Origin of the sequence: Paucidesulfovibrio longus DSM 6739 (assembly GCF_000420485.1) — a bacterium.
Classification (GTDB): domain Bacteria; phylum Desulfobacterota; class Desulfovibrionia; order Desulfovibrionales; family Desulfovibrionaceae; genus Paucidesulfovibrio; species Paucidesulfovibrio longus.
This window is the reverse complement of record NZ_ATVA01000014.1, coordinates 322,354-347,050: the sequence shown is the minus strand read 5'-3', so window position 1 is coordinate 347,050 and position 24,697 is coordinate 322,354. Positions and strand designations below refer to the sequence as shown.

The window sequence follows — 24,697 nt, the reverse complement described above, 5'->3', positions numbered from 1 at the left end:
TCCATGCCATCTTCCGCCGCACGCATATCCCTGCCCAAGCCAAGCGGCCGCGCCGCTTCCGGTCTTTCCGGCGCCGCGCCGCTCCTGGCCCTGCTGCCCGTCTCGGCCCTGCTGGCCATGCTGGCGCTGCTGGCCCTTTGCTCGGTTCCCGTCTGGACGGCCAGCGCCTTCGCCGCTCCGGCGGAAACGGGCGCGGCCGTGATGGAACGGCCCATGTCCCTGGAGCTGCACACGGGCAAGTCCGTGATCCTGCGTCCGGAAGCGGACGTGACCCGCGTCTCCCTGGCCGCGCCGGAACAGGCCGACGTGATCGTGGTCTCCCCCCGCCAGGTCTACATTTCCGGCAAGACGCCGGGCACGACCACCCTGACCCTCTGGGGCGCGGGCGACCGGATCATGCGCGTCTACGACCTGGCCGTGACCGCTGACGTGACCGAGATCAAGCGCATGCTCCATCAGGTGCTGCCGGGCGAGCCCGACATCCAGGTCATGCCCACGGGCGGGAGCGTGACCCTTTCGGGCACGGTCTCCAGCACGGCGAATCTTTCCACGGCCCTGGCCCTGGCCGAGAACTACGCCCCGGAAAAGGTCGTCAACCTGCTCCAGGTGGGCGGCGTGCATCAGGTCATGCTCGAAGTCCGCATCGCGGAGATGAACCGCTCCGTGACCCGGCGGCTCGGCTTCAACTTTCATTTCACCGACGGCAAGAACGTGACCTACAGCCTGCTGAACAACCTCACGGGTCTGAGCAACGGCGTGACCACCTTCGGCGAAAACGTCTCCGGCTGGATTTCCGGGTCCATCGCCGGAACCACCGGGTTCGACCTCTTCCTGGACGCCCTGAAGACCAACGGCCTGGCCAAGATCCTGGCCGAGCCGAATCTGGTCTGCCTGAGCGGGGAAACCGCCAACTTCCTCGCGGGCGGCGAGATTCCCGTGCCCGTGCCCTCGGGCCTGGGCACCCTGGCCATCGAATACAAGCCTTTCGGCGTCTGGCTGGAGTTCACGCCCACGGTGCTCGGCAACGGCAAGATCAACCTCGTGGTCAGCCCGGAAGTCTCGGAGCTGGACCCGGACCACGGCGTGACCATCGAATCCATCAACGTGCCCGCCCTGACCACGCGCCGCGCCTCCACCACCATCGAGCTGGCCGACGGCCAGACCTTTGCCGTGGCCGGACTGCTCAAGGACAACCTGCGCGAGAACGTGCACAAGGTGCCCGGCCTGGGCGAACTGCCCGTGCTCGGCATGCTCTTCCGCTCCAGCGACTATCTCAAGGAACAGAGCGAGCTGGTCATCCTGGTCACGCCGCACCTGGCCAAGCCCCTGGACAGGGCCTCCCAGAGCCTGCCCACGGACGGCTTCAACGATCCCAGCGAGATGGAATTCTTCCTCTTCGGCATGACGGACGGCCTCTCCGCCGACAGCGGCGCGCAGCGCGCGGCCCCGCCCGTGCCGGACGAGAGCACCGGATTCGACGGCGAGTTCGGACACTCCATGCCCAACTGAGGCGAGGCCACGCAGGAACAAGGAGAATCAGCATGAATATCCGCACCGCACTCCTCGCCGTTCTCGCGGCGATCCTGGCCGCCGCGCCCCTGCTCGCGGGCTGCGCCTCGGAACACCGGTCCGGAGTCGGGTTCGGCGACTCCACGCGCACGGCCCTGGCCGCGCAGACCCTGGACCCCCTGGCGGGCGGCGACGCCCCGGTGGAGGGGCTGGACGGCAAGTGGGCCGCCACGGCCATGAAGAACTACCAGGAAGCGCCCCAACCGGCTCGCGAGGTCAAGGCGGTGAACCTCCAGAGCCTCTTCAACGTGGGAGGAAAGAAGTGAACGCGGAAGTCATCCACGAGAGAAAGCGGGAAGAAAGCCACGGCCTGGAACTGCTGATCATGCTCTTCATCCTGGCGCTGGTCGTCTTCGGCAGCCTGCAACCCTCGCCCGCGCGGGGCCGCACATCAAGCCTGGCCGGGGAGCTGGGAGCGCTGGAAACAGGGCTGACCATGGAAACGAACGCCTAGCCGGGTGGGACCAGCAAGGGCGGAAAACGAGAATCACTTCGGGGGGGAACCATGCACGACGAAATCCGCATCGCGCTCGCGGTCCGCGACGAGACCGCGCGCCAGGGGCTGGAAAAGACCATCCGCGCCGCAAAGGGAGTCAGCCTCCAGGCACGGGGCGAGCCTTCGGACATTCTCGTCTACGAGGTGGACCCGCGCACCGAGCAGGACTTTCCGCGCCTCAGCCGCGCCCTGGCCTCGCAGACGCGGGGCGAGGTCTTCCTGACCTGCGCCGAGCCCTCGCCGGAATTCCTGATCCAGGCCATGCGCGCGGGCATCCATGAATTTCTGCCCCTGCCTGTGCCGCCCAAGGAGCTGGGACGCGCCCTGGCCCGGTTCGCCGAGCGGCGGCGCGGTCCGGAAAGCGGCTCGGCCCCGGCCAGCGGCAAGGTCACGCTCGTGGCCGGAGCCAAGGCCGGAACCGGGGCCACCACCCTGGCCGTAAACCTGGCCTGCGCGCTCCAGGCGCGGGGCGAGCGCACCGCGCTCCTGGACCTGCGGCGGCCCCTGGGCGAAACCCCGCTCTTCCTCGACCTCGAATACGCCTACACCTGGGGCGAGGCCGCCGAAAATCTCGACCGCCTGGACGCCACCTACCTCGAAAGCCTGCTGGCCCGCCATTCCTCCGGGCTGGCCGTGCTGGCCTCCCCCGGCGACGCCCTGCCCGGCGCGGACCTCGGCGAAACCGTGTTCCGGATCATTTCCGAGCTGCGCAGGAATTTCGACCAGATCGTGGTGGACGGCGAGGCGGGCCTGGAGGGCTACGGCCTGCGCGACGTGGACGCCTCGGACCAGGTTCTGCTGGTCATGAATCCGAGCCTGCCCTGCCTGGCCCACGCCAAGCGCGTGCTCGAGGGGCTGCGGCGCAGCGGCGGCCAGGAGGACAAGATCCGCATCGTGGCCTCCCGGCAGCTCAAGGACGGCGACATCGGCGCGCAGGACATGGAAGAAATCCTCCAGAAGCGCATCCACGCCTCCCTGCCCGAAGACTACCGCGCCGTGCTCTCGGCCATGAACCAGGGCCGCTCCCTGGCCGAGGCCGCGCCCAAGTCGCCCCTTTCCCGCGCCGTGGACCGCCTGGCCCGGAACATTTCCGGACGCGAAGCCCGGACCGCTTCCGGAGCGGGCAAGCCGCTCTTCGGATTTCTGCGGCGCAAGCAGCGCGACGCCCACGCGCTCTCCGCCGGGCTGGAGGCGTCATGAGCCTGGCCGCCCGACTCAGCCGCAGCCTGCTGCAAGGACAGCCCAGGCCCCGCCCCCAGGAAGGCGCGGGCGCACCCGCCCCGGCCGCACGGCCCACCCCGGCCCGGCGCATGGCCGAGGCCCTGCGCGAGGCCGACGCGGACGGCCAGTCCGACCAGTATTACGAGATCAAGACCCAGCTGCACTCGCGGCTCATCGACGTGCTCGACCTTTCCCTGCTGGAAAGCCTTTCCAGCGCCGAGGTCCGGGCCGAAGTCAGCCGCCTTTCCCAGAGCGTGCTCGGCGAGGACTTCAAGAACGCACCCCTGAACCGGGCCGAGCGCGAACTGCTGATCACCGAGATCCAGGACGAGGTGCTGGGCCTGGGGCCGCTGGAACCGTTCATCAAGGATCCCACGGTCAACGACATCCTGGTCAACTCCTACCGGATGATCTACGTGGAGCGCGGCGGCAAGCTCCAGCGCACGCGCGCAAGGTTCAAGGACAACGCCCACCTGAAGAAGATCATCGACCGCATCGTTTCCCGCGTGGGCCGACGCATCGACGAATCCTCGCCCATGGTGGACGCCCGCCTGGAGGACGGCTCCCGCGTCAACGCCATCATCCCCCCCCTGGCCATCGACGGTCCGTCCCTGTCCATCCGCAAGTTTTCCAAGGATCCCCTCGAGGTCGGCGACCTGATCGCCTTCGGCTCCCTGACCCCGCAGATCGCCACGCTCATGGAAGGCGCGGTGCGCGCCCGGCTGAACGTGATCATCTCCGGCGGCACGGGCTCGGGCAAGACCACCCTGCTGAACTGCCTCTCGCGGTTCATCCCCGAGGACGAGCGCATCGTGACCATCGAGGACGCGGCCGAGCTGCAACTCAAGCAGGACCACGTGGTCCGGCTGGAAACGCGGCCCGCCAACATCGAGGGCCGGGGCGAGGTCAGCCAGCGCGAGCTGGTCAAGAACTGCCTGCGCATGCGCCCGGACAGGATCATCGTGGGCGAGGTCCGCTCTGCCGAGGCCCTGGACATGCTCCAGGCCATGAACACGGGCCACGACGGCTCCCTGACCACCATCCACGCCAACACCCCGCGCGACTGCCTGATGCGCCTGGAAACCATGGTCTCCATGGCCGGGCTGAAGATCGCGGACGTTTCCCTGCGCCGCTACATCTCCTCGGCGGTGGACGTGATCATCCAGGCCTCGCGGCTCATGGACGGCAGCCGCAAGGTCACGCATTTCACGGAAATCACGGGCATGGAAGGGGACATGATCACCATCCAGGACATCTTCAACTACACCCAGACCGGCGTGGGGCCGGACGGCAAGGTCCAGGGCGGGTTCCGCGCCGCTGGCATCCGTCCCGCGTTTTCCAAGACCCTGGAAGCCAAGGGCATCCGGCTGGACCAGAACATGTTCACGGCAGGGGCGGCGTTTTAGGGGCCTTCCGGCCCCGGCGGACGCGAGCGACAAGGAGGAAGGCATGAACGGCACCGAAACCGGAAACGTCCTGGCACATCTCACGCCGGAACTCCTGGCCGCCGTGGGCGGCGCGCTGGTCTTCCTGCTGGCGCTGGCCGCCATCGTGCTCGTGCGGCGCATGTCCGACCGCTCCGGGCGCGCCGTGCGCGAGCGGCTCGACGCCCTGGCCATGGCCCTGCCCGACGCCCAGCCCGTGGACATCGTGCGGCGCGAATCCATGAGCGAGGTGCCCCTGCTCAACCGCGCGCTGGAGCGGACCCGCTGGGCCCGCAACGTGGGCGAGCTGATCCGCCAGGGCCGGGCCCCCGGCAATCCGGGCATGTACATCCTGCTCTCCCTGCTCATCGGGGTCTGCGCGCTCTACGTCTCCCTGGTGCTTTCCGCCGGGCCGCTCTTCCTGCTCCTCGGCCTCGGCGCGGCCTTTGCACCGTTCGCCTGGCTCAAGCGGCGCAAGGCCAAGCGCATGGCCCGCTTCCAGGAGCAGCTTCCCGACGCGCTGGACCTCGTGGCCCGCGCCATGAAGGCGGGCAACACCTTTTCCGGCGGCCTGCGCATGGTGGCGGACGAGTTCGAGGATCCCATCGGCGAGGAATTCCGCACGACCATGGACGAGATCAATTTCGGGGTGGCCGTGGAGCAGGCCATGCTCAACCTGCTGGCCCGCGTGGACTGCGACGACCTCAAGTTCTTCGTGGTCTCGGTGAACGTGCAGCGCGAGACCGGCGGCAACCTCGCCGAGATCATCGGCGGCATCGCCGGGCTGGTGCGCGAGCGCTTCAAGCTGCTGGGCCGGGTGCGCGTGCTCTCGGCGGAAGGCCGCATCTCCGCCTACATCCTCATCGCCCTGCCCTTCATCGTCACCGGGGTGCTCTACCTGCTCAACCCGGAATACATGACCACGCTCTTCACCACGGAAGTGGGCAAGCGGCTGATCCAGGGCGCGCTGGGGAGCATGCTTCTCGGTTCACTGATCATCCGGCGCATGATCCGGATCAAGGTCTAGGAGGGCGACGATGCAGCAGCAATTTCTTCCGATGGTCATCGTGGCCCTGGGCGCGCTCTCGGTCTTCCTGCTCGCTTCGGGCGCGCTCTCCGCGCTCCGGTCCGGCCGGGCCGGAGAGCTGCGCCGCAGACTGGGCGCGGCCCGGCCCGGCGGCGCGCTCCAGGACGCGGACCAGCGCTCCAATCCCCTGCGCGACGCCGCCGGACTGCTGGCCTCCCTGGGCCGCAAGCTCGGCCCCAAGGAAGAGGAACGGGTGGACCAGACCCGGCTGGCCCTGGTCCGAGCGGGAATGCGCGGTCCCAACGCGGCGCTGACCTTCCAGGGCGTCAAGGCCGGAGGCACGCTGCTCCTGGCCGGCGGCGGGCTGCTCGTGCGCCTGCTGGCCCTGCCCGAGCTGCCCCTGCACTGGACCATCGTCTGCGTGGCGCTGCCCGCGGCCATCGGACTGCTGGCCCCGGACTACTGGCTGCGGGGCCGGGTGGCCGCGCGCCAGCAACGGGCCGCCGAGGAGCTGCCCAACGCCCTGGACCTGCTCGTGGTCTGCGTGGAGGCGGGCATGGGCCTGGACCAGGCCGTGTACCGCGTCAGCCGCGAGCTGGCCTCGTCCGCGCCCGTGATCTCCTCGGAGCTGAAGACCCTCACGCTCCAGCTGCGCGCGGGCAAGCCCCGGCAGGAAGCTCTGCGCGACATGGCCCGGCGCGTGGGCCTGGACGACCTGAACAGCCTGGCGACCCTGCTCATCCAGGCGGACATTTTCGGCATCAGCGTAGCCCAGACCCTGCGGGTCTACTCGGACGCGCTGCGCACCAAGCGTCAGCAGCGGGCCGAGGAAAAGGCCGCCAAGCTGCCGGTCAAGCTGCTCATCCCCCTCGTGACCTGCATCCTGCCCGCGCTGTTCGTGGCCATCATGGGCCCGGCGGGCATCCGCATGGTCGACGTGCTGAGCAAGATGCGCTGAGGCGCGGACAAAGCGGGGAGGGAGAGAAATGCGAAACGGACATGAAACCAAGGAGGACGCGATGCGTACCGCGACCACCGTGCTGATGGGAATGCTGCTCCTGGGGCTGCTCGCGGGCTGCGCGCCCAAGAGCCTGGACGAGACCGCCACCCTGGCCGACCTGGCCATTCCCGGCGAGGGGAACGGGCCGAACCTGAGCCCGGAACAGCATCAACGCATCGGCGACCGGCTGGCCGCCGAGGGGCGCGGGGAGGCCGCCTTCCTGCACTACCAGAAGGCCCTGGCCGAACTCGAACTCGCGGGCGCGCCGCAGGACGATCCGCGCCGCCTGGACCTGCGGGCGCGCAAGGGACTGCTCCTGCTCGCGGACAACCAGACCGACGCGGCCCTGACCGAGTTCCAGGAAGTGCTCGCGGCCAGCCCGGACCACGCCGGAGCCAACGAGGGCGCGGGAGCCGTCTACCTGCGGACCGGACTGCTGAAGGAAGCGCGGGAGCACCTGGAGCGCGCCGTGGCCGCCGATCCGACGCTCTGGCGCACGCACCAGCTCCTCGGCGTGCTCGACAGCCGCGAAGGCGACCTGGACGCCTCCCTGCGGGAGCTGAACGCCTCCCTGGAGCTGGCCCCGAACCGGGCCGGAACCCTGAACAACCTGGGCGTGACCCTGCTCATGCGCCGTGAATACGCCCCCGCCCTGGACGCCTTTCGCAAGGCCCTGCTCGCGGGCGCGCCCAAGGACCGGACCTACAACAACATCGGCCTGACCCTGGCGCGCATGGGCCGCCGCCAGGAGGCGCTGGAAGCCTTCAAGTACGCGGGCGGCGAGGCCAGCGCCTACAACAACCTCGGCTACGTGCTCCTGCTCCAGGGAGAGGTGGACGACGCGGCCTCCTGCTTCGAGAAGGCCGTGGAACTCTCGCCGAGCTACTACGCCAAGGCGTTCGAAAATCTTAAGCAGGCGCGCATGGCCCGTGGCTTCCTCGCCTCCGGCCTGGCCGCCACCCGGCCCGAACCGGCTCCCGCGCCCGCTTCCGGCGACGACCCGGCCCCCGCGCCGCAGGACGAGCGCTCCGCATCGCATCCCGCGCTGCTCGCCGATCCGGAAAAGGAACCCGTTTCCGCGCTGCCCATGCATTTTGAACCCGCTCTTCCCTCCGGCCAGGCCCGCGCCGCCACGGCGAGCCTGCGTCCCGCCCAGGACAGTGCCCAGGCGGAACCCGGCAAGGCGTCCGCCCCGGCCAGGGTCTACGGCTTCCACGTGGCCTCCTTCCGCACCCGCGCCGTGGCCGAGGGCGAGGCCGCACGCCTCGCGCCTTCGGGCCTCGACATCAGCGTGGCCCGCGTGGAGCTGCCGGAAAAGGGCGTCTGGTACCGGGTCATGGCCGGGCGCTACCCCAGCCTCGACGAAGCACGCGCCAAGCGCGCCTCGGCCGCGTCCGCACTGGGCCAGCCCGATACGGAAGAGCTGTTCATCAAGTCGTTCGAGAACCCGGAACAGGCCACCCCCCCGGCCCACCGGGTTCTTTGAACCCTCCCGTCCACGCCCGCGTCCGTCCCGGAGGCCCCTCCCACCCAGCCTCCGGGGCGACGCGGGCAACATCTTCAACGCCGATTGAACTTCGCGGAGAGACGATGTACTCCTATCTCTGGCCCTTTCACAACGATGCGAAAGAAAGGCGGGAACAGAGCTTGCGCGGGGAGACCAACGTCTATCGCCTGCTCGCCGTGGACGACGAGGCGGGCATGCTGACCCTCTACCAGGACATTCTGGAACTGGGGGAGAGCGCCCCCTTGCCCCTGGCCGCGGCCGCCGAAGGCCGGGTCGCCCCGCATCCCACGGGCGGCCTGCGGTTCGAGCTGACCATCTGCGAAGACGGCCGCGACGCGGTGCGCGCCGTGCAGGAAGCCCTGGCCCAGGACGCGCCCTTTGCTGTGGCCCTGGTGGACGTGCGCCTGCGGAGCGGGCCGGACGGGGTCTGGACCGCCGAGGCCATCCGGCAGGTCGATCCGGATCTGGAAATCGTCATGGTCACGGCCTACACGGACGTGAGCCTGGAAGAACTGAACCGCCGCATTCCCCCGCCGGGCAAGCTGCTCTACCTCCAAAAACCCTTCCGCCCCCAGGAATTGCGCCAGCTCGCCATTTCGCTCTGCAACAAATGGAGCACGGAGCAGGAACTGCGCGTGCTCAACGAGACGCTGGCCCAGCGGGTCGAGCGCCGCATCAGCCACCAGAAGGCCCTGGAGGAACAGCTCCGGCAGGCCCAGAAGATGGAAGCCCTGGGCACCCTGGCCGGGGGCATCGCCCACGACTTCAACAACATCCTCGGCGTGATGCTCGGCTATTCCGAGCTGATCCGCGAGGGCGCGGGCCAGGACCAGAGCATGCGCCGCCGCGTGGACGAAATCATGCGCGCCGGCTCCCGCGCCCGCGACCTGATCAACCAGATCCTGAATTTCAGCCGCCAGGGACCGCAGGAACGCCGCCCCCTGAAGCTGATCCCGCTGATCAAGGAGGCCATGAAGCTCCTGCGCTCCAGCATTCCTTCCAGCGTGGCGATCCATACCGTGTTCGAGACGCGGGAGGATCTGGCCCTGGCCGACCCGACCCAGTTCCACCAGATCGTGCTCAACCTCTGCGCCAACGCGGCCCAGGCCATGGGCGAGCGCGGCGGCGAGCTGGTCATCCGCCTCGCCGACGCGGACGAGAACGCCCCTGCCCGACTCCACGATCCGCGCTGGTTCCTGCACCTCAGCGTGAGCGACACGGGTCCGGGCATGGATCCGGAAATCATGGAACGCATCTTCGAGCCGTTCTTCACGACCAAGGCACCGGGCGAAGGCACGGGCCTGGGCCTTTCCGTGGTCCACGGCATCGTCAAGACCCACGAGGGCGCGGTCAGCGTGGAGAGCGAAAAGGGACGCGGAAGCACGTTCCACGTCTACCTGCCGCGCGCCCGCGCCGAGGCCGCTCCGGCTCCGGCCGCGCTGCCCGTGCTCCAGCCCGGCAAGGGCCGCGTGCTCGTGGTGGACGACGAAAAGCCCCTGGTGGACATCGCCCGCGAGATGCTCGAAGGCTTCGGCTTCGAGGTCACGGCGCGCACCTCCAGCGTGGAGGCGCTGGAAGCCTTCCGCTTCCGGCCCGAAGACTTCGACCTCGTGGTCACGGACTACGCCATGCCGAACATGACCGGGGTGGAACTGAGCCAGGAGCTGCTGAAGATCCGGCCCGGCCTGCCCGTGATCCTCTGCACGGGCTTCTCGGACACCATCAGCGTGGAACGCGCCCAATCCCTGGGCATCTGCGACGTGATCATGAAGCCCATCCTGAAGAACAAGCTCGTGCAGAGCGTGAGCCGCCTGCTGGAAACTCCGCCGAACGGCGACCCCGACGCCTGAAGACCTCGTTGCCTCAATATCCCGACGAAAACGCGCCCTGCGCCCGAAACGGCGCGGCGGATTATTCCACGAAGTAGGAGATGCGGGTGCGCGGGCTGAGGTAGGCCAGAATTTCCGCAGGCAGATGGCTGAGCCGGATGCTTTTCTCCACCTTCAGTTCCGGCTCTTCGGCCAGGTCCACGATCAGGGCTTCCTTGCGCGGTATTTCCGGGTCGTACATGACCAGGCTGGGGCAGAGCTGGTTGTCCGGGTTCACGGCCATGACCATGCCGATGGAGCCGTTGCTGAGCTGGACCACCGTGCCCGGCGGATAGACGCCCATGCAGCGGATGAACAGGGAGAGCAGTTCGGCGTCGAGCTGGTCGCGCCGCTGGGTGAACATGTAGGAAAGGGAAAGATACGGGGTCAGGGAGCGGTCCGGATCCTGGTGGTTGCAGAGGTTGTCGTAGACGTTGGCCACGGCCAGAAGGCGGGCCTCGGTGCAGATGGCCCCGGCGGTGAGTCCCAGGGGATAGCCGCTGCCGTCGAGCATCTCGTGGTGCTGGTAGACGGCCTCGACCATGCGCAGAGGCATGGCGGGCAGCTTCATGAGCAGGTCGCGGCCCAGCTCCACGTGGCGCTGGAGCAGCTGGACCTCCGGCCGGGTCAGGGGGCCGCGCTTCTTGAGCAGCTTGCGGTCGATGCGTTCCTTGCCCACGTCGTGCAGCAGGGCGGCCATGCCCAGCAGGACCAGGCGTTCCCGTTTCAGCCCGCCCTCGCGCGCCAGCATCATGGAGAGGATGGTCACGTTCAGTTCGTGCGAGTAGATCTGCTCTTCGGGCGTGAGCACGTTCATCAGGTGCAGGGTGGATTCGGGATCGCCCAGGAAGACCTCGGCGAGCCTGCTCACAAAGGCCTCGGCCTCGGCTCCCTTGGCATTCTCCCCGGCGAGCACGCCGCGCCGCAGCTCCGCGGCCAGCCGAACCGCGTCCACATAGCGCTCCTCGCACTTGGCGATGGCCTGCCGTTTCTTGCGCAGGCGCTCGGCGCGTTCGCGCTTGATGCACCAGAGCCGTTCCAGCTCGGAGCTGAGCGCGTCGCAGGCCGAAGGCGCCGGGTCGGGCGGAACAGCGACTCTGGCTCCGTTCCCGTTGCCCTTGGCGCGACCGGGGAGGCAGTCGCTCTTTTCCGGAATGCAGGTGACCACGTCGATGCCCAGCTCGCGGAGCACCTCGATCTGTCCCTGGTCGCCGATCTTGAAGCTGTTGAACAGAAACGGGTGGCTGAACCAGTTGCGGCGGTCCAGGCGGATGAACACGCCCGGCCGAAGCTGGTCCAAACTTACCTTGTATTCAGGCATCCCGTATTCCGACATCCGGTCATTTCTCCCTATTGTTCACCCTGCCCCCATCGAGCGGGAAATTCAAACGCATCCTGCTATATGGGAGGAACGCAAGTCCGCCTTGGGCCGAGCGTCCCGCAACGAGGAAAGCGTTCATGACGCTTGCTCGGACAAGTACGGAAAAACTTTATATCGAATGGATGAAACAGTTTGTTTTTTATCAGGTTTGCACCAAATTTCGCTCTTTTTCGCCCTGAATCGTCCGGACCGGAAAAAAACCTGGCCCGGAAAAGATGGATTTCGGCAGGCTGCGGACACGGCGGGCTCCGACTGCCGCAGAAAAAGAGACAAGCCTATTTTCGAGCAGGGACCGGATCATCCGCTCTTGGCCGCGCCTCGCGCCGTGGCTCCCAGATAGATGGCGGTCAGGGCGGTCGCGGCTCCGGCCAGCTCCAGCGGGGTGACGGGCCGGGCGAAGAAGAGCACGTCCCAGAGGTAGGATAGCGCGGGCTGGAGCAGGAGCAACAGCCCGCCCATGGCCGCGCCCACCTTGGCCAGGCCCCGGCTGACCAGCACCCAGCCGAAGACCTGGCCGAAGAGGCCGTAGGCCGCGAGCACGAGCCAGTCCCGCGCGGCCGGAACCGCGAAGCTCTCGCCGCGCAGCAGCATCAGCCCGGCCAGACACAGGGCCGTGGTCACGGAGATGACGAAGACCACGCTCATGGAATCCACCCTGCCCACGCGCTCCGGGGTCATGGTCCGCTTGAGGCTGAGCAGGTAGGCGGTGTAGAAAACCGCCGTGGCCAGGGCCAGCCCCACCCCGGCGCGGTAGGCCGGGGACTGCGACTCCCACTGCGGCCCGACCATGAGCCAGAGCCCGGCCAGGGCCAGGGGCGCGGCGAAGTAGAAACGGCGGCCCCGGCGCTCTCCCTGGACGACGTAGGCGTACGCCGCCACGAGCACGGCCTGGAAATTGCCGATGATCGTGGCCAGGCCGGGGCCGAGGGCGTGGATCGAGGAATGCCAGCAGGCGATGTCCAGGGCGAAAAACAGTCCGCAAAGCGCGCCGCCTCCCAAAAGACGCGCCAGTTCGCGTCCCTTGGGCTGCTCCGGGGCACGGCCCAGGGCGGCCCGCCCGGACAGCGCGACCAGAAGCCCCAGCGCGCCGAAGAACATGCGGTAGAATCCGGCGGCGTCGCCGGAAACCTGGGCCAGCTTGACGAAGACCGCGGAAAAGCTGATCAGCACCGCGCCGAGAAGAAGTTGCAGCATGGCCTGGACTACCGCACTTTTCATCGCGGCGAAAGCGGTTTACCCTTGATGGCCCGGCGGGGCGGTTCCCGCCGCAGGCAGGAAACGCCAGCAAAGGAGAAGACATGCCCGATGCCGCTGATTCCGGTCCCCTCTTCCGGGACGTGGCCGTGGCGCCCGGCAACCCGCTCTGGGAACAAGCCGTCAGCCGACGCGACCAGCTCTACCGCCGCGCCCACGACCTGCGCAGCCCCTTTTCCCGGGACTACAACCGCATCCTGCACTGCACGGCCTACCGCCGCCTGAAGCACAAGACCCAGGTCTTCTTCGCGCCCCAGAACGACCACATCTGCACGCGCATCGAGCACGTGGCCCACGTCATGTCCGTGGCCGAAACCATCGCCAACGCCCTGGGCCTGAACCGCGAGCTGACCGCGGCCGCGGCCATCGGCCACGACCTGGGGCACGCGCCCTTCGGCCACAGCGGCGAATCCGTGCTCAAGGCCCTGGCCGGAGAGCGCACCGGGGCCAGCTTCTGGCATGAACGCAACTCCCTGCGCTTCGTGGACGACCTGGAAACCCTGGAGGATCCCGGCGGCACGCACCGGCACCTGAACCTGACCTACGGCGTGCGCGACGCCATTGTCTGCCATTGCGGCGAGGTGGGCAGCGCGGCCCTGCGCCCCCGCGCCGAGGCCCTGCCGCTGGAGGCCATGGACCGGCCCGCGCAGCACGAGCCCTTCACCTGGGAGGGCTGCGTGGTCAAGCTTTCGGACAAGATCGCCTACCTCGGCAGGGACATCGAGGACGCGCTGGCCACGGGAATCCTGACCGCGTCGCAGCGCGGCGAGCTGGACGAACTGGCCCGTGGCTACGGCGAGATCAAGGCGCGGGAGATCAACAATACGGTGCTGCTCCAGTTCTTCATCCAGGATCTGCGCCGCCATTCCGATCCGGACCGGGGCATCCGGCTCTCGGCCAAGAACGCCGAGTTCATGGAACGGCTCAAGGCCTTCAACTACCGGCACATCTACCTGCATCCCAAGCTGGAGCAGTACAAGAAATACGTCCGGCTCGTGCTGGAGACGCTCTTTGCCGAGCTGGAAGCGCTCCTCGACCGTGGCGAGCCTGTGGAGCGCGTGCGCCGCGAGGCCGCAAAACGGCCCATCCTCTTTCGCGTCTTCCTGGAATGGCTGGAGAAATATTCGGCCCAGGGCCGCGAAAGCGCGCCGCCGAACAAGTTCGGCAACCGGATTCTCTACGACCTGGAACTGCCCGAAGACCGCTTCCAGACCGTGCTCGACTTCATTTCCGGCATGACCGACAATTACGCCCTGCGGAGTTTTGAAGAGATCATCAGCTTCTAGAAGGAACGCTCCGTCACCCCCAGCCGCCGCCCCAGGCCGATGCCGCGCGGCGTGGCCACGGCCTCGTAGGGCCAGGCCTCGACCCCGGCGTCGAGCGCCCGGTACAGCAGTTCGGCATAGGCCGGATCGATCATGTCCGCCGGGCCGAAGCACTTGCCGTCGGGCCGCTGCACGAGGAAGAACAGCGCCACGCGCGCGCCCGTGCGCGCCAGGGCCATGAGCTCGCGCAGGTGCTTTTGCCCGCGCTCGGTGACGGCGTCCGGAAAGAGCGCCACCTCGTCCTCGACCATGGTCACGTTCTTGCACTCCACCCAGAGCTGGTCTTCCGGCGCGAAGTCCGTCGGCTCGAGTCCTGCCTTGCGCGATTTTCTTCCGGAAAGAGCGCCTCTGCCGGGGCCGACGCCGGAGCCGCCCCCGGCCCCCCGCACGAAAAGCCCGTCCAGGCGGCTCTCTCCGACCTTGGCCTCGGCTCGAAAACCGTCATACCCTTCTGCTTCGGGCAGCAGGCCCGCCTCCCAGGCCAACCGGAGCATGCGGTTCGGGGTCTGGGTATTGATGCCGACCCAGAAGCCTTGATGGCGTACCAATTCCCAGGTCCAGCGCAGCTTGCGGTCCGGATTCCGCGCCGGGGAAAGCAACACTTCCGCCCCGGGGCGCAAGAGTCCGAGCATGGATCCCGTATTGTTGGTGTGGGCGAGCAGCGTTTCGCCCACCTGCCGGTCCAGGCCCTCGCAGACCACGGTAAAGCGCTTGCGCCGCTCCAGGAATCGCGCGCACGCAGTTCTCCGGGAACATGATCAGATTCCGCATTCATCCGCTCCCTGCGCGGCGCGCCTGCCGCGGTGCAAAATTCCATGTAACACGAATCCAGTTGCCAAACTTGAACTATTCATATTATCGCCCTCACTGAGGGATATCATGCACGAGACTTCAGCTTCCCGGCAGCAGGTTCTGAACCTGAAACTGCTGTTTGGAAAACAGCTTTTGCGCCTGCGCAACGCCTCCGGACTCAGCCGCGCCGCCCTGGGCGAGCGGGCCGGGGTCACCGGCGTGTACATTTCCAAGATGGAGCGCGGCCTGGCCTCGCCGTCCTTCGAGGTCATCGTCCGGCTGGCCGAGGTCTTCGGCGTGGAGCCCGCCCAGTTTTTCCTGCGGGAGGATCTTTCCCGGCTCTGCTCCCTGAGCCGCAGCGAAAACCGCTACCAGGGGCTTTTCGAGAGCACGCCCATCTCCCTCTGGGAGGAGGATCTCTCCGAGCTTTTCGCCTACTTCGAGGAACTCAAGGACCAGGGGGTTCGCGATTTCCGCGCCCACTTCGCCGCCCACCCCGAAGGACTGGACGAATGCGCCCGCCGGGTCAAGATCCTGAACGTGAACCAGGCCACGCTGGATCTGCTCAAGGCCCCGGACAAGGAAGCGCTCTTCGCCGGGCTGCCCCAGGTGCTCACCGAGGAATCCCACGCCGTCTTCGGCGAGGAGATGGCCGTGCTGGCCGAGGGCGGGCGCGAGTTTCACGGCGAGATCACCCACCGCGCCCTGGACGGCTCCCCGCGCTACCTGACCATTCATTTCCAGCTTCTGGACGACCCGCTCTCCTCGGGCCGCGTGGTCGTCTCGCTCATCGACGTGACCGAGCAGAAGCTCACGGAAAACGCCCTGCGCCTCAGCCAGGCCCGGCTGGACCGCGCGCAGGAGATCGCGCTCTTCGGCTGCTTCGAGCACGGCCTCGAAAGCGGGGAAATCTACTGGTCCGACCAGACCTACCGCCTCTTCGGCTATGCGCCCGGCGCGGCGGAGCCGACCCTGGACCTCGTGCTGGGCCACATTCACCCGGACGACCGGCCCGAACTGCAAGCCAGGCACAGAAACGCCCGCATTAACGGCGAGCCGTTCGAAATGGTCTTCCGCATCGTCCGCGCGAGCGGAGAAATCCGACAGGCGCACTGCCGGGCCAATGTGGAGCGGGGACCGGACGGCTCCCCCCAGCGGCTCATCGGCGCAGTCCAGGACGTCACCGAACAAAAACGCATGGAGCAGATGCGCCGCGACGTGGAGCGCATCCTGCGACACGACCTCCAGACGCCCCTGGCCGCGGCGGCCACCGCCGCCCGCGCCTTCAAGGACGACGAGAACCTGCTCCCGCCGCAACGCTTCGTGCTCCAGGAGATCGAACGGACCACCAACCGCGTGCTGACCATGGTCCGCCGCCACCAGGACATGTTCCGCATGGAAACGGGCAAATACGTGCTGCGCCCCAGGACCGTGGACATCGTGGAGGTGGGCCGGGCCGTGAACCGGGAACTGGCCGAAATCCTGCAACGCTGCGGCGTGGGCTTCGCCATCATCGCCGGGGACAGGCCCGCCTGGACCAGCGACCGCCTGCTCGTGGACGGCGACCCCTTCCTGCTCCAGACCATGCTTTCCAATCTGGTCAAGAACGCCGTGGAAGCCTCGCCCCAGGGGCGCAGCGTGACCCTGCACCTGGAGGACGTGGACGGGATCGTCCGGATACGCGTGCACAACCACGGCACCGTGCCTCCGGCCGTGCGCGGCAACTTCTTCGAAAAGTACGCCACGGCGGGCAAGAGCCAGGGCACGGGCCTGGGCACCTATTCCGCACGGCTCATCACCCGGACTCTGGGCGGCGAGATCGAGATGCGGACCTCCGAGGCCGACGGGACCACCGTGACCGTGCGGCTGCCCGCGCGGGCCGAATCTACTTGAACCCTTCCGCCAACTCCGACCCCATGCCCTCGTAGATGCGCCGCTGCCCGCGCGGCAGGGGATCCGTCACCGGCGGCCATTGGCCGGACCGGGGCTCCGCCCCCTCCCGGGCGACGTCCGTGGGATCCTTGTCCATGAGCACGGGCCGCGCCCGCACGTCCATCTCGGCCACGCTCGCGCTGAACTCGATGGCGATGTTGTTGGGGTCGAAGGAATAGAGCGAATGGATGAAGCCGTGGTCGATGATCTCGGAAACCCAGAATCCGGCCGCGTCCAGCTTGTCCTTGAGTTCCCAGAGGTCTTCGTCCGAGGCCACGCCGATGGAAACGTGGTCGAAGGTGTGCGGTCCGGCCACGGGAGCGCCGTGGTCCTTTTCCGGTCCCGGCTCCACGTCGGGCCATTCGAAGAACGCGATCATGTCCGTGGCGGAAATCTCGAAGAAATAATGACGGTAGCCGGCGCGGCCCAGCCCGGCCACCATGCGCATGCCCAGCAGGTCGCGCCAGAAGCGGATGGTCCGGTCCAGGTCGCCCGTGGCCATGGCCAGATGGTTGACGCCCGTATACGTGGTCATCGGCGATGTTCCTCCATGTTTCGAAAAGCATAGCAGCTTCCCGCCGGGAAGGACAACCCGCCCCGGAAATGGACGCTTGCCATTGCCCTGCGCGGCTTCTAGAGTCATGGAATGAAAAACCCACCCGCACTCCTCCGGCCAGGGAACGCGCCGCGCCGCGCGCCGAAGCGTCCGCGTCTGTCCACGAGCCTCGCCTTCCTGCTCGTCGCCCTGCTCGCCTCCCTGCTGTCCGGCTGCCTGCCCAAGGCACCGCCGGAGCCGCTGCCCCTGGGACCGGAGTGGCCCGCGGAAGTCGATCCGGGCCGCGTGGCCTGGCAGCCCCGGAGCATGGCCGGGACAGAGGCGGCCCGCCGCGCCCTGGTCGATACGGCCCCGCTGCTGCGCGTTCCGGGAAGACCGGAAAGCCGCGTCGAGGTGCTGTTTTCCACGCCGCGCCTGCTGACCTTCAAGCTCGGCTGGACCGAATACGAGTGGCGCACGCCCATGATCGAACGCTGGCCCGTGGGCCTGTGCATGCCCTTCTGCGAGGAGGAGGCCGGACCGCCGCAGCGCGTGGCCGTGCGCCGCGAGAGCGCGCTGGTCCTGCCGCTGGACCGCGTGGACGACCTCCGGCTGCACCGCGTCCTGGCCGAGACTCCCGGCGGCGGCCAAAGCGAGGAATGGCGGGTGCGCGTGCTGCACGAATCCGGCAGGACCACCGAGCTGGCCGCCCCGGACGGGAAAACCCAGACGCTGCTCGCGGACGCGCTCTTCACCCTTTCCCGCGCCTTCGGCGGCTCGACGCCCAGCACGGCCCGCCCCCTGTTCACGGACCTGACCCGGGCCCAGGCAACGATCCTGGGCGTTCCCGGCGGCGCGCTGGTGCTCTCCTGGCCGCTGGAGCCGGACGCGGAGGGAATGCGCCCGGCCTGGCCGGACGTGGTCCTCGCCGTGGACGGAAAGCCCGCCACGGCGGCGCTTCTGGAACGCCGCGCGGCCGAACGCGGGCTTTCTTGCCTGGAAGTCTTGCGCTGGGGACTATATTCGGGATATCCCCGGCTGCGCAGCGCGGTCTTCGCCCTGCCCTGCGCCGAGGACGCGCCGACAAAAGCCCGCTGAAAAGGCGCGCCGCAACCACGGCGTAGCGGACAATCGCTCGGCCCGGCCCGCGCAAGACGCGCCAGGGGCCGGAAAACCGTTCCACATGGTGCGATCCACCGAGGGTAGACGGCAGAACCGCTTGACGTTTCCAGGGGTATCTGGAATACATGCATGTGTTTTATACGTGAGTATTTTCACAAATTTCGCCATAGGGTCGAAAATGGCGAAAGCAAGGCGGGACGCCGATTCGTCGTTCCGCCCTTCGTGCGCGGGAGAGAGGGAGCTGATGGACTTTTCTGATCGTCTGGCCCAGGACAGGGCGAAACTCGTCAGCGGCTGGGCCGACCTGATCCTGGGCACCTATCCGCCCGAGACGCAGGCGGTCTGGCGCAAGCAGACCGACCGTTTCGCCAACCCCGTGGGCATGGCCATTCTTGAGGCGGCGCAAGACCTTTTCGACGCCTTTCTGGCCTGGGACGACGCCGAGCAGGTCGCGGGGGCGCTGGAAGCCCTGGTCCGCATCCGCTCGGTGCAGAACTTCAAGCCGTCGCAGGCACTCTGCTTCGTCTACCTGCTCAAGAAGGTTCTGCGCGACGCCTACCTGAAGGAACTGGCCGAATCCGGCGAACTCGCCGAACTCATGGCCATGGAAACGCGCATCGACAACATGGGACTGATCGCCTTCGACCTCTACAGCCAGACCCGCGAGCAGATTTTCAGCCTGCGGGTCGAAGAGGTCAAGCGCGCCCAGTACAATCTTCTGCGCCGCGCGCGCATGATCGTGGACAGTCCGGCCGCTGGGGCCGACGAACGGTAAGGTTCGGGCGAAGGGGTTGCCCGTACCGAAAATAGAAGCGAGGTGACGGTAGATGACTGCAATGTACTCACTCGTTTTCGTCTTTCTGCTGGTGCTGATCCCGTTGCTTGGGGTCGGTTCCGCGCACCTGGAGTTTTTCTTCGCGGTGTGCGTCCCGACAACGGCGATCATCATTTTCCTGGCAGGATTCGTTTACAAAATTTTCAAATGGACGCGTAGCCCTGTTCCGTTCCGGATCCCGACCACGGGCGGACAGCAGCAGTCCCTGAGCTGGATCAAGCAGAACAAATGGGACAACCCCTCCACCGGGGCCCAGACCTTCATGCGCATGCTGCTTGAAGTGTTCGCCTTCCGCTCCCTGTTCCGCAACACCAAGGTGCAGCTGAACAAGGAAACCGGAGTGCTCGGCTACGCCTCGGCCAAATGGCTCTGGCTTTTCGCCATCCTCTTTCACTACGGGTTCTTCATCGTGGCCGTCCGCCACATGAGGCTCTTCACCGATCCGGTGCCCTTCTTCTTCACGGCCCTGGAATTCGGCGACGGCATCCTCCAGGTCGGCGTTCCGCGCCTGTATCTTTCCGATCTGCTGCTCGTGGCGGGCGTCAGCCTGCTGCTCGTCCGCAGGCTCTGGGACGCGCGCATCCGCTACATCTCCCTGTTCACGGACTACTTCCCGCTGCTGCTCATCCTGGGCATCGCGCTCTCCGGCATCTACATGCGCTACTTCGCCAAAGTGGATGTCGTGGCCATCAAGGCCGTGACCATGGGTCTGGTGACCTTCCACTACGCGGATCTGCCCTTCGCGCAGATCGGCATTTCCTTCTACGTCCACGTCTTTTTGGTCAGCACCCTGCTGGTCTACTTCCCGTTCTCCAAGCTGATGCACCTGGGCGGCGTGTTCCTGTCCCCGACGCGGAACCTGCCCAACGACTCGCGCATCAAGCACCACGAGAACCCCTGGAACCCGGCGATCAAGCCGCATTCCTACGAGGCGTACGAGAAGGATTTCGGACCGGCCATGCATGAAGCCGGCCTGCCGGTGGTCGACCCCGCCAACCGCGGCGAGGAAGGCTAGACGGGTCAGTCGTCTGTCGGACAAACAACTACGGAGAGATGACAATATGGCGAAAATGAAACCCGAAGAGCTCATCAAGGGCCTCGACTACAATCCGCCGTCCACCAGCTGGATGGACCTCAAGGCGGACACGTCTGCGGGCAACTGGGCCTACCCCGGCAAGCCCGAGATCGTGAAGTACCTGATCGGCGAGGGTCTGCCCCTGGCCAACCCGCGCGAGTGGGTTCCCAGCGACGAAGACTGGAAGCTGCCCCCGAACTGGCGGGACATCATCCATCAGGGCTTCCACGAGCGCCTTGAAAAATACCGCTCCCTGAAGCTGTTCATGGACGTGTGCGTGCGCTGCGGCGCCTGCGCCGACAAGTGCCACTACTTCATCGGCTCCGGCGACCCGAAGAACATGCCCGTTCTGCGCGCCGAGCTGATGCGCTCCATCTACCGCAAGGACTTCACCCTGGCGGGCAAGATCCTCACCAAGCTGACCGGCTCCCGCGTCATGGAAGAGGACGTGCTCAAGGAGTGGTTCATCTACTTCTACCAGTGTACGGAATGCCGTCGCTGCTCGCTGTTCTGCCCCTACGGCATCGACACCGCGGAAGTGACCATGATGGCCCGCGAGCTGATGCACCTGGTCGGCCTGAACATCAACTGGATTCTCGAGCCGGTGGCCAACTGCAACCGCACGGGCAACCACCTCGGCATCCAGCCCCAGGCCTTCAAGGACATCATGGACTTCATGGTGGACGACATCGAAGAGGTCACGGGCGTGCGCGTCAAGGCCCCGCTCAACGAGCCCGGCCATGAGATCCTGTTCATCACGCCTTCCGGCGACGCCTTTGCCGACCCCGGCATCTTCACCTTCATGGGCTACCTGATCCTCTTCCACTACCTGGATCTGGACTACACCTGGTCCACCTACGCCAGCGAGGGCGGAAACTTCGGCCTCTTCACCTCCTCGGAGACCATGAAGAAGCTGAACGCCAAGATGTACGCCGAAGCCAACCGCCTCGGCTGCAAGTGGATCCTCGGCGGCGAGTGCGGCCACATGTGGCGCGTGATCAACCAGTACATGGACACCATGAACGGCGAGATCCAGGGCCCGCAGATGACCACCCCGGTCAACCCCATCACCGGCACGGTCTTCAAGAACGCCGCCGCCACCAAGATGGTGCACATCACCGAGTTCACCGCGGACCTGATCAAGCACGGCAAGCTCAAGTTCGACAAGAGCCGCAACGACCACCGCAGGATCACCTTCCACGACTCCTGCAACCCGGCGCGCGGCATGGGCCTGCTCGACGAACCCCGCGAGGTCATCAAGGCCTGCGCGAACCACTTCTTCGAGATGCCCTCGAACACCATCCGCGAAATGACCTACTGCTGCGCGGGCGGCTCCGGTCTGAACACGGACGAGATCATGGACATCCGCCTGCGCGGCGGCATGCCCCGCGGCAAGGCCCTCGCCCACGTCCAGGAAAAGCACGACGTGAACACCCTGTCCTGCGTCTGCGCCATCGACCGCGCGACGCTGATCCCGCTGTCCAACTACTGGGCTCCGGGCGTTCAGGTCAGCGGCGTGCACGAACTCGTGGGCAACGCCCTGATCCTGGAAGGCGAACACGAACGCACCATGGATCTGCGTCAGGAGCCCCTCAAAGGCTTCGAGGACGAGGTCTAACCTGCGGGCCCTGCCCCACCAGGAGGAATATTAGATGAAATTCCACTACGGTATGCCTATCTTCGCCGGCCTGATCATCTTCCTCGGGCTGGTTACGTTCCCGCTGTGGTTCAATGCGCCCAGCGAGGCTTACAAAGGCCCGGAACCGAAGCTTCCCACCGAAGCCGAGGTCAAGGCCGCCGGTTTCAAAACGTTCGCATGCGTCGAGTCCACCCAGTTCATGCGGGAAAACCACATGCAGCTGCTGGACGAGTGGCGCGACTGGGCGCTGCGCGACGGCGAGCGCGCCTACACCAACGAGCGTGGCGAAACCTTTGAGATCAGCCTGCAGAAAACCTGCATGAAGTGCCACACCAGCAAGAAGGACTTCTGCGACAAGTGCCACACGGCCGCCGCGGTTTCCCCCTACTGCTGGGACTGCCACATTCAGCCGGAGGGGTACAATGAAACGCACTAGGAGAAGCTTCCTCAAGTTCGCCGGAGCCTCGGCTGCGGCCGGCCTGTGCCTCAGCCCGGCCCTGAGCTTCGCCTCCGGAGGCGCCGCCGCCAGCGGGCCCAAGGTTGCGCCCGAAGCCGTTCACGCGGCCCAGTGGGCCATGGTCATCGACACGACCAAGCTGAACACCAAGGAACAGATCGAGGAATTGGAAAAGGCTTGTCATTCCTGGCACAACGTGCCCCACATCGTGGACGAGAACGGCAACCTCTCCAAGCAGGGGATGAAGTGGATCTGGGGCGACCATTTCCACGCCGTCTTCACGGAAAAGCACAACAACTTCCCGGCCGAGGAAGTCATGAGCCGCGAATACGTGCTGCTGTGCAACCACTGTGAAAACCCGCCGTGCGTGCGCGTCTGCCCGACCAAGGCGACCTTCCGCCGCCCGGACGGCATCGTGGCCATGGACTACCATCGCTGCATCGGCTGCCGCTACTGCATGGCAGGCTGCCCGTACGGCTCGCGCAGCTTCAACTTCATGGACCCGCGCCCGTATATCCACGAGCCGAACCCGAAGTTCCCGACCCGGACCAAGGGCGTCGTCGAGAAGTGCAACTTCTGCGTGGACAGGCTGGCCCAAGGCATGCAGCCCGTCTGCGTGGAAAAGGCCAACGAGCTCGCTCCCGGCGCCATGGTTTTCGGCGACCTTCGCGATGAGAACTCCGACGTCCGTCAGGTGCTGCGCGAGACGTTCACGATTCGGCGCAAGCCCAGCCTCGGTACCGAACCGAGCGTCTACTACATCATCTAAGGGGAGGGTGAGATGTTAGAGAGAGCTTTGAAAGGTGGCCCCAAATACTGGGGCTGGATCCTCTTCCTCCTGGTCGTCATCGCTGCCGGCGGGGCCGTCTGGGCCTGGCAGCTGACCGTCGGTCTGCAGCTGACCGACATGAGCCGCGACGTGTCCTGGGGCTTTTACATCGCCCAGCTGACCTACCTGGTCGGCGTGGCCGCCTCCGGCGTCATGATCGTGCTGCCCTACTACTTCCACCACTACAAAAAATACAAGCACTTGGTGATCTTCGGTGAGTTCCTCGCCATCGCCGCGTGCCTGATGTGCATGCTCTTCGTCGTGGTCGACCTCGGCCAGCCCCAGCGCATGCTGAACATCATCTTCCATCCGACGCCGAACTCGATCCTGTTCTGGGACATGATCGTGCTCAACGGCTACCTGTTCATCAACCTGATCGTGGGCTGGACCTGCCTGGGCACCGACCTGCGCAACCAGCCGCACCCCAAGTGGGTCAAGAGCGTGGCCTACCTGTCCATCGTCTGGGCCTTCTCGATCCATACGGTCACGGCGTTCCTGTACCAGGGCCTTCCCGGCCGCCACTTCTGGCTCACCGCCGTGCTGGCCGCCCGCTTCCTGGCCAGCGCGTTCTGCGCCGGACCGGCCATCCTGCTGCTCCTGCTCTACGTCGTGAAGAAGACCACCCAGTTCGAGCCGGGCTGGGATGCCACCAAGAACATCGCCCGGACCATCACCTACGCCATGTGCGTGAACATCTTCCTCTTCCTGCTGGAAGTGTTCACCGCGTTCTACTCCAACATCCCCGGCCACATGCACACGATCGAATTCCTGTTCGTGGGCCTGGACGGCAACACCACCCTGGTGCCCTGGATGTGGACCTTCGTGGCCGGTTCGGTGATCTCCCTGGCCATTCTGATTCCGCCCAAGCTGCGGGAAAACAAGACCCTGCTGCCCATCGCCCTGCTCATCCTCGTGATCGCCACCTGGATCGACAAGGGCCTGGGACTCATGATCGGCGGCTTCACCCCGAACATGTTCGAGGGCGTGACCTCCTACTGGCCGAGCTGGCAGGAGATCGCCATCTCCATGATGGTCTTCGCCATCGGCGGACTGGTCATCACCGTCCTGTTCAAGGTCGCCACGAGCGTGAAGCAGGAACTGGAAGTATCCCAGCAGGGCGAAGTGCCCGGCCCGGTGGACGACGCCGAGGCCGAGGTCGCGGAAGCCCACTAACCCCACTTCCCACCTCGCTGATCCCCAGGGCCGCTTTCTCCGGAAAGCGGCCCTTTTTATTGTGCGCAGAGCTTCCGGGGGAAAACCTTTCTGAAGACAGGTTCTTCCCCCGGACCCCCTTTCCAAAGACTTTCCTCGGCAAAACGCCGGACGGCGTTTTGCGCGTCGAGCACTATCCTTACCGTTGAACTGCTCAGAAGACTGCCTCTTCTCGAAAGAACCCTTCCGCGTTGCGT

Annotated in this window: 22 protein-coding genes; 18 read left to right on the top strand and 4 right to left on the bottom strand. The window is 66.5% G+C overall.

The window, feature by feature from the left end:
* Positions 1-3 precede the first annotated feature (3 nt).
* From G452_RS0110785 to G452_RS0110745, 9 genes are all read left to right on the top strand, one after another.
* Positions 4-1,509, top strand: a complete 1,506-nt coding sequence (locus G452_RS0110785; protein ID WP_022662272.1) for a type II and III secretion system protein family protein — start codon at positions 4-6, stop codon at positions 1,507-1,509.
* 32 nt (positions 1,510-1,541) lie between these two features.
* Positions 1,542-1,835, top strand: a complete 294-nt coding sequence (locus tag G452_RS19140; RefSeq protein WP_022662271.1) for a hypothetical protein — start codon at positions 1,542-1,544, stop codon at positions 1,833-1,835.
* The gene (locus G452_RS0110775) at positions 1,832-2,023 is read left to right on the top strand and encodes a hypothetical protein (RefSeq protein WP_022662270.1); all 192 of its coding nucleotides are present in this window, start codon (positions 1,832-1,834) and stop codon (positions 2,021-2,023) included. Before G452_RS19140 ends, G452_RS0110775 begins: the two co-directional genes overlap by 4 nt.
* A 51-nt stretch (positions 2,024-2,074) precedes the next feature.
* Entirely contained in the window at positions 2,075-3,265 is a 1,191-nt protein-coding gene (locus G452_RS19135) for an AAA family ATPase (RefSeq protein ID WP_022662269.1), read from the top strand.
* Positions 3,262-4,692, top strand: coding sequence for a CpaF family protein (locus G452_RS19130; protein WP_022662268.1), 1,431 nt, complete (start codon positions 3,262-3,264; stop codon positions 4,690-4,692). The genes G452_RS19135 and G452_RS19130 overlap by 4 nt, the downstream gene beginning before the upstream one ends.
* A 43-nt stretch (positions 4,693-4,735) precedes the next feature.
* Positions 4,736-5,737, top strand: coding sequence for a type II secretion system F family protein (locus tag G452_RS0110760; RefSeq protein ID WP_022662267.1), 1,002 nt, complete (start codon positions 4,736-4,738; stop codon positions 5,735-5,737).
* Positions 5,738-5,747: 10 nt separating this feature from the next.
* Complete coding sequence (locus G452_RS0110755) at positions 5,748-6,695, top strand: type II secretion system F family protein (protein ID WP_022662266.1); 948 nt, start codon at positions 5,748-5,750, stop codon at positions 6,693-6,695.
* Positions 6,696-6,756: 61 nt separating this feature from the next.
* Positions 6,757-8,223, top strand: coding sequence for a tetratricopeptide repeat protein (locus G452_RS20645; protein ID WP_162141298.1), 1,467 nt, complete (start codon positions 6,757-6,759; stop codon positions 8,221-8,223).
* A 104-nt stretch (positions 8,224-8,327) separates the two neighbouring features.
* The gene (locus G452_RS0110745) at positions 8,328-10,094 is read left to right on the top strand and encodes a hybrid sensor histidine kinase/response regulator (RefSeq protein WP_022662264.1); all 1,767 of its coding nucleotides are present in this window, start codon (positions 8,328-8,330) and stop codon (positions 10,092-10,094) included.
* A gap of 61 nt (positions 10,095-10,155) precedes the next feature.
* On the opposite strand, the gene G452_RS0110740 is transcribed toward G452_RS0110745, so the two are convergent.
* Positions 10,156-11,433: an HD-GYP domain-containing protein gene (locus tag G452_RS0110740; protein WP_027189183.1), complete on the bottom strand. Its 1,278-nt coding sequence runs from the start codon at positions 11,431-11,433 to the stop codon at positions 10,156-10,158.
* Positions 11,434-11,790: 357 nt separating this feature from the next.
* Positions 11,791-12,687 (bottom strand): DMT family transporter, encoded by an 897-nt coding sequence (locus G452_RS0110735; protein ID WP_022662262.1) that lies wholly within the window; start codon positions 12,685-12,687, stop codon positions 11,791-11,793.
* A gap of 104 nt (positions 12,688-12,791) precedes the next feature.
* Between G452_RS0110735 and G452_RS0110730 the strand changes: the two genes are divergently transcribed.
* The gene (locus tag G452_RS0110730; RefSeq protein ID WP_022662261.1) at positions 12,792-14,033 is read left to right on the top strand and encodes a deoxyguanosinetriphosphate triphosphohydrolase family protein; all 1,242 of its coding nucleotides are present in this window, start codon (positions 12,792-12,794) and stop codon (positions 14,031-14,033) included.
* On the opposite strand, the gene G452_RS19120 is transcribed toward G452_RS0110730, so the two are convergent.
* The gene (locus G452_RS19120; protein WP_022662260.1) at positions 14,030-14,773 is read right to left on the bottom strand and encodes a DNA/RNA nuclease SfsA; all 744 of its coding nucleotides are present in this window, start codon (positions 14,771-14,773) and stop codon (positions 14,030-14,032) included. The two genes, G452_RS0110730 and G452_RS19120, sit on opposite strands and share 4 nt — an antisense overlap.
* A 178-nt stretch (positions 14,774-14,951) precedes the next feature.
* Here G452_RS19120 and G452_RS20640 point away from each other — a divergent pair, with 178 nt between their 5' ends.
* Positions 14,952-16,757 carry a PAS domain-containing protein gene (locus G452_RS20640; protein ID WP_051142035.1) on the top strand — a complete coding sequence of 602 codons (1,806 nt, stop codon included), beginning with the start codon at positions 14,952-14,954 and terminating at the stop codon, positions 16,755-16,757.
* Here G452_RS20640 and G452_RS0110710 read toward each other — a convergent pair.
* Positions 16,750-17,331, bottom strand: a complete 582-nt coding sequence (locus G452_RS0110710) for a VOC family protein (RefSeq protein WP_022662259.1) — start codon at positions 17,329-17,331, stop codon at positions 16,750-16,752. The two genes, G452_RS20640 and G452_RS0110710, sit on opposite strands and share 8 nt — an antisense overlap.
* Before the next feature lie 111 nt (positions 17,332-17,442).
* Between G452_RS0110710 and G452_RS0110705 the strand changes: the two genes are divergently transcribed.
* From G452_RS0110705 to dsrP, 7 genes are all read left to right on the top strand, one after another.
* Entirely contained in the window at positions 17,443-18,429 is a 987-nt protein-coding gene (locus G452_RS0110705) for a hypothetical protein (protein WP_022662258.1), read from the top strand.
* Between the two features lie 268 nt (positions 18,430-18,697).
* Entirely contained in the window at positions 18,698-19,228 is a 531-nt protein-coding gene (locus G452_RS0110700) for an RsbRD N-terminal domain-containing protein (RefSeq protein ID WP_022662257.1), read from the top strand.
* A gap of 52 nt (positions 19,229-19,280) precedes the next feature.
* The gene (dsrM, locus tag G452_RS0110695; protein WP_027189180.1) at positions 19,281-20,303 is read left to right on the top strand and encodes a sulfate reduction electron transfer complex DsrMKJOP subunit DsrM; all 1,023 of its coding nucleotides are present in this window, start codon (positions 19,281-19,283) and stop codon (positions 20,301-20,303) included.
* Between the two features lie 46 nt (positions 20,304-20,349).
* Positions 20,350-21,981 (top strand): sulfate reduction electron transfer complex DsrMKJOP subunit DsrK, encoded by a 1,632-nt coding sequence (gene dsrK / locus G452_RS0110690; RefSeq protein ID WP_022662255.1) that lies wholly within the window; start codon positions 20,350-20,352, stop codon positions 21,979-21,981.
* Between the two features lie 34 nt (positions 21,982-22,015).
* Positions 22,016-22,438 carry a sulfate reduction electron transfer complex DsrMKJOP subunit DsrJ gene (dsrJ, locus tag G452_RS0110685; protein ID WP_022662254.1) on the top strand — a complete coding sequence of 141 codons (423 nt, stop codon included), beginning with the start codon at positions 22,016-22,018 and terminating at the stop codon, positions 22,436-22,438.
* The gene (gene dsrO, locus G452_RS0110680; RefSeq protein WP_022662253.1) at positions 22,425-23,228 is read left to right on the top strand and encodes a sulfate reduction electron transfer complex DsrMKJOP subunit DsrO; all 804 of its coding nucleotides are present in this window, start codon (positions 22,425-22,427) and stop codon (positions 23,226-23,228) included. The genes dsrJ and dsrO overlap by 14 nt, the downstream gene beginning before the upstream one ends.
* A 12-nt stretch (positions 23,229-23,240) precedes the next feature.
* Positions 23,241-24,461, top strand: coding sequence for a sulfate reduction electron transfer complex DsrMKJOP subunit DsrP (gene dsrP / locus G452_RS19105; protein WP_022662252.1), 1,221 nt, complete (start codon positions 23,241-23,243; stop codon positions 24,459-24,461).
* Positions 24,462-24,697: the final 236 nt, after the last annotated feature.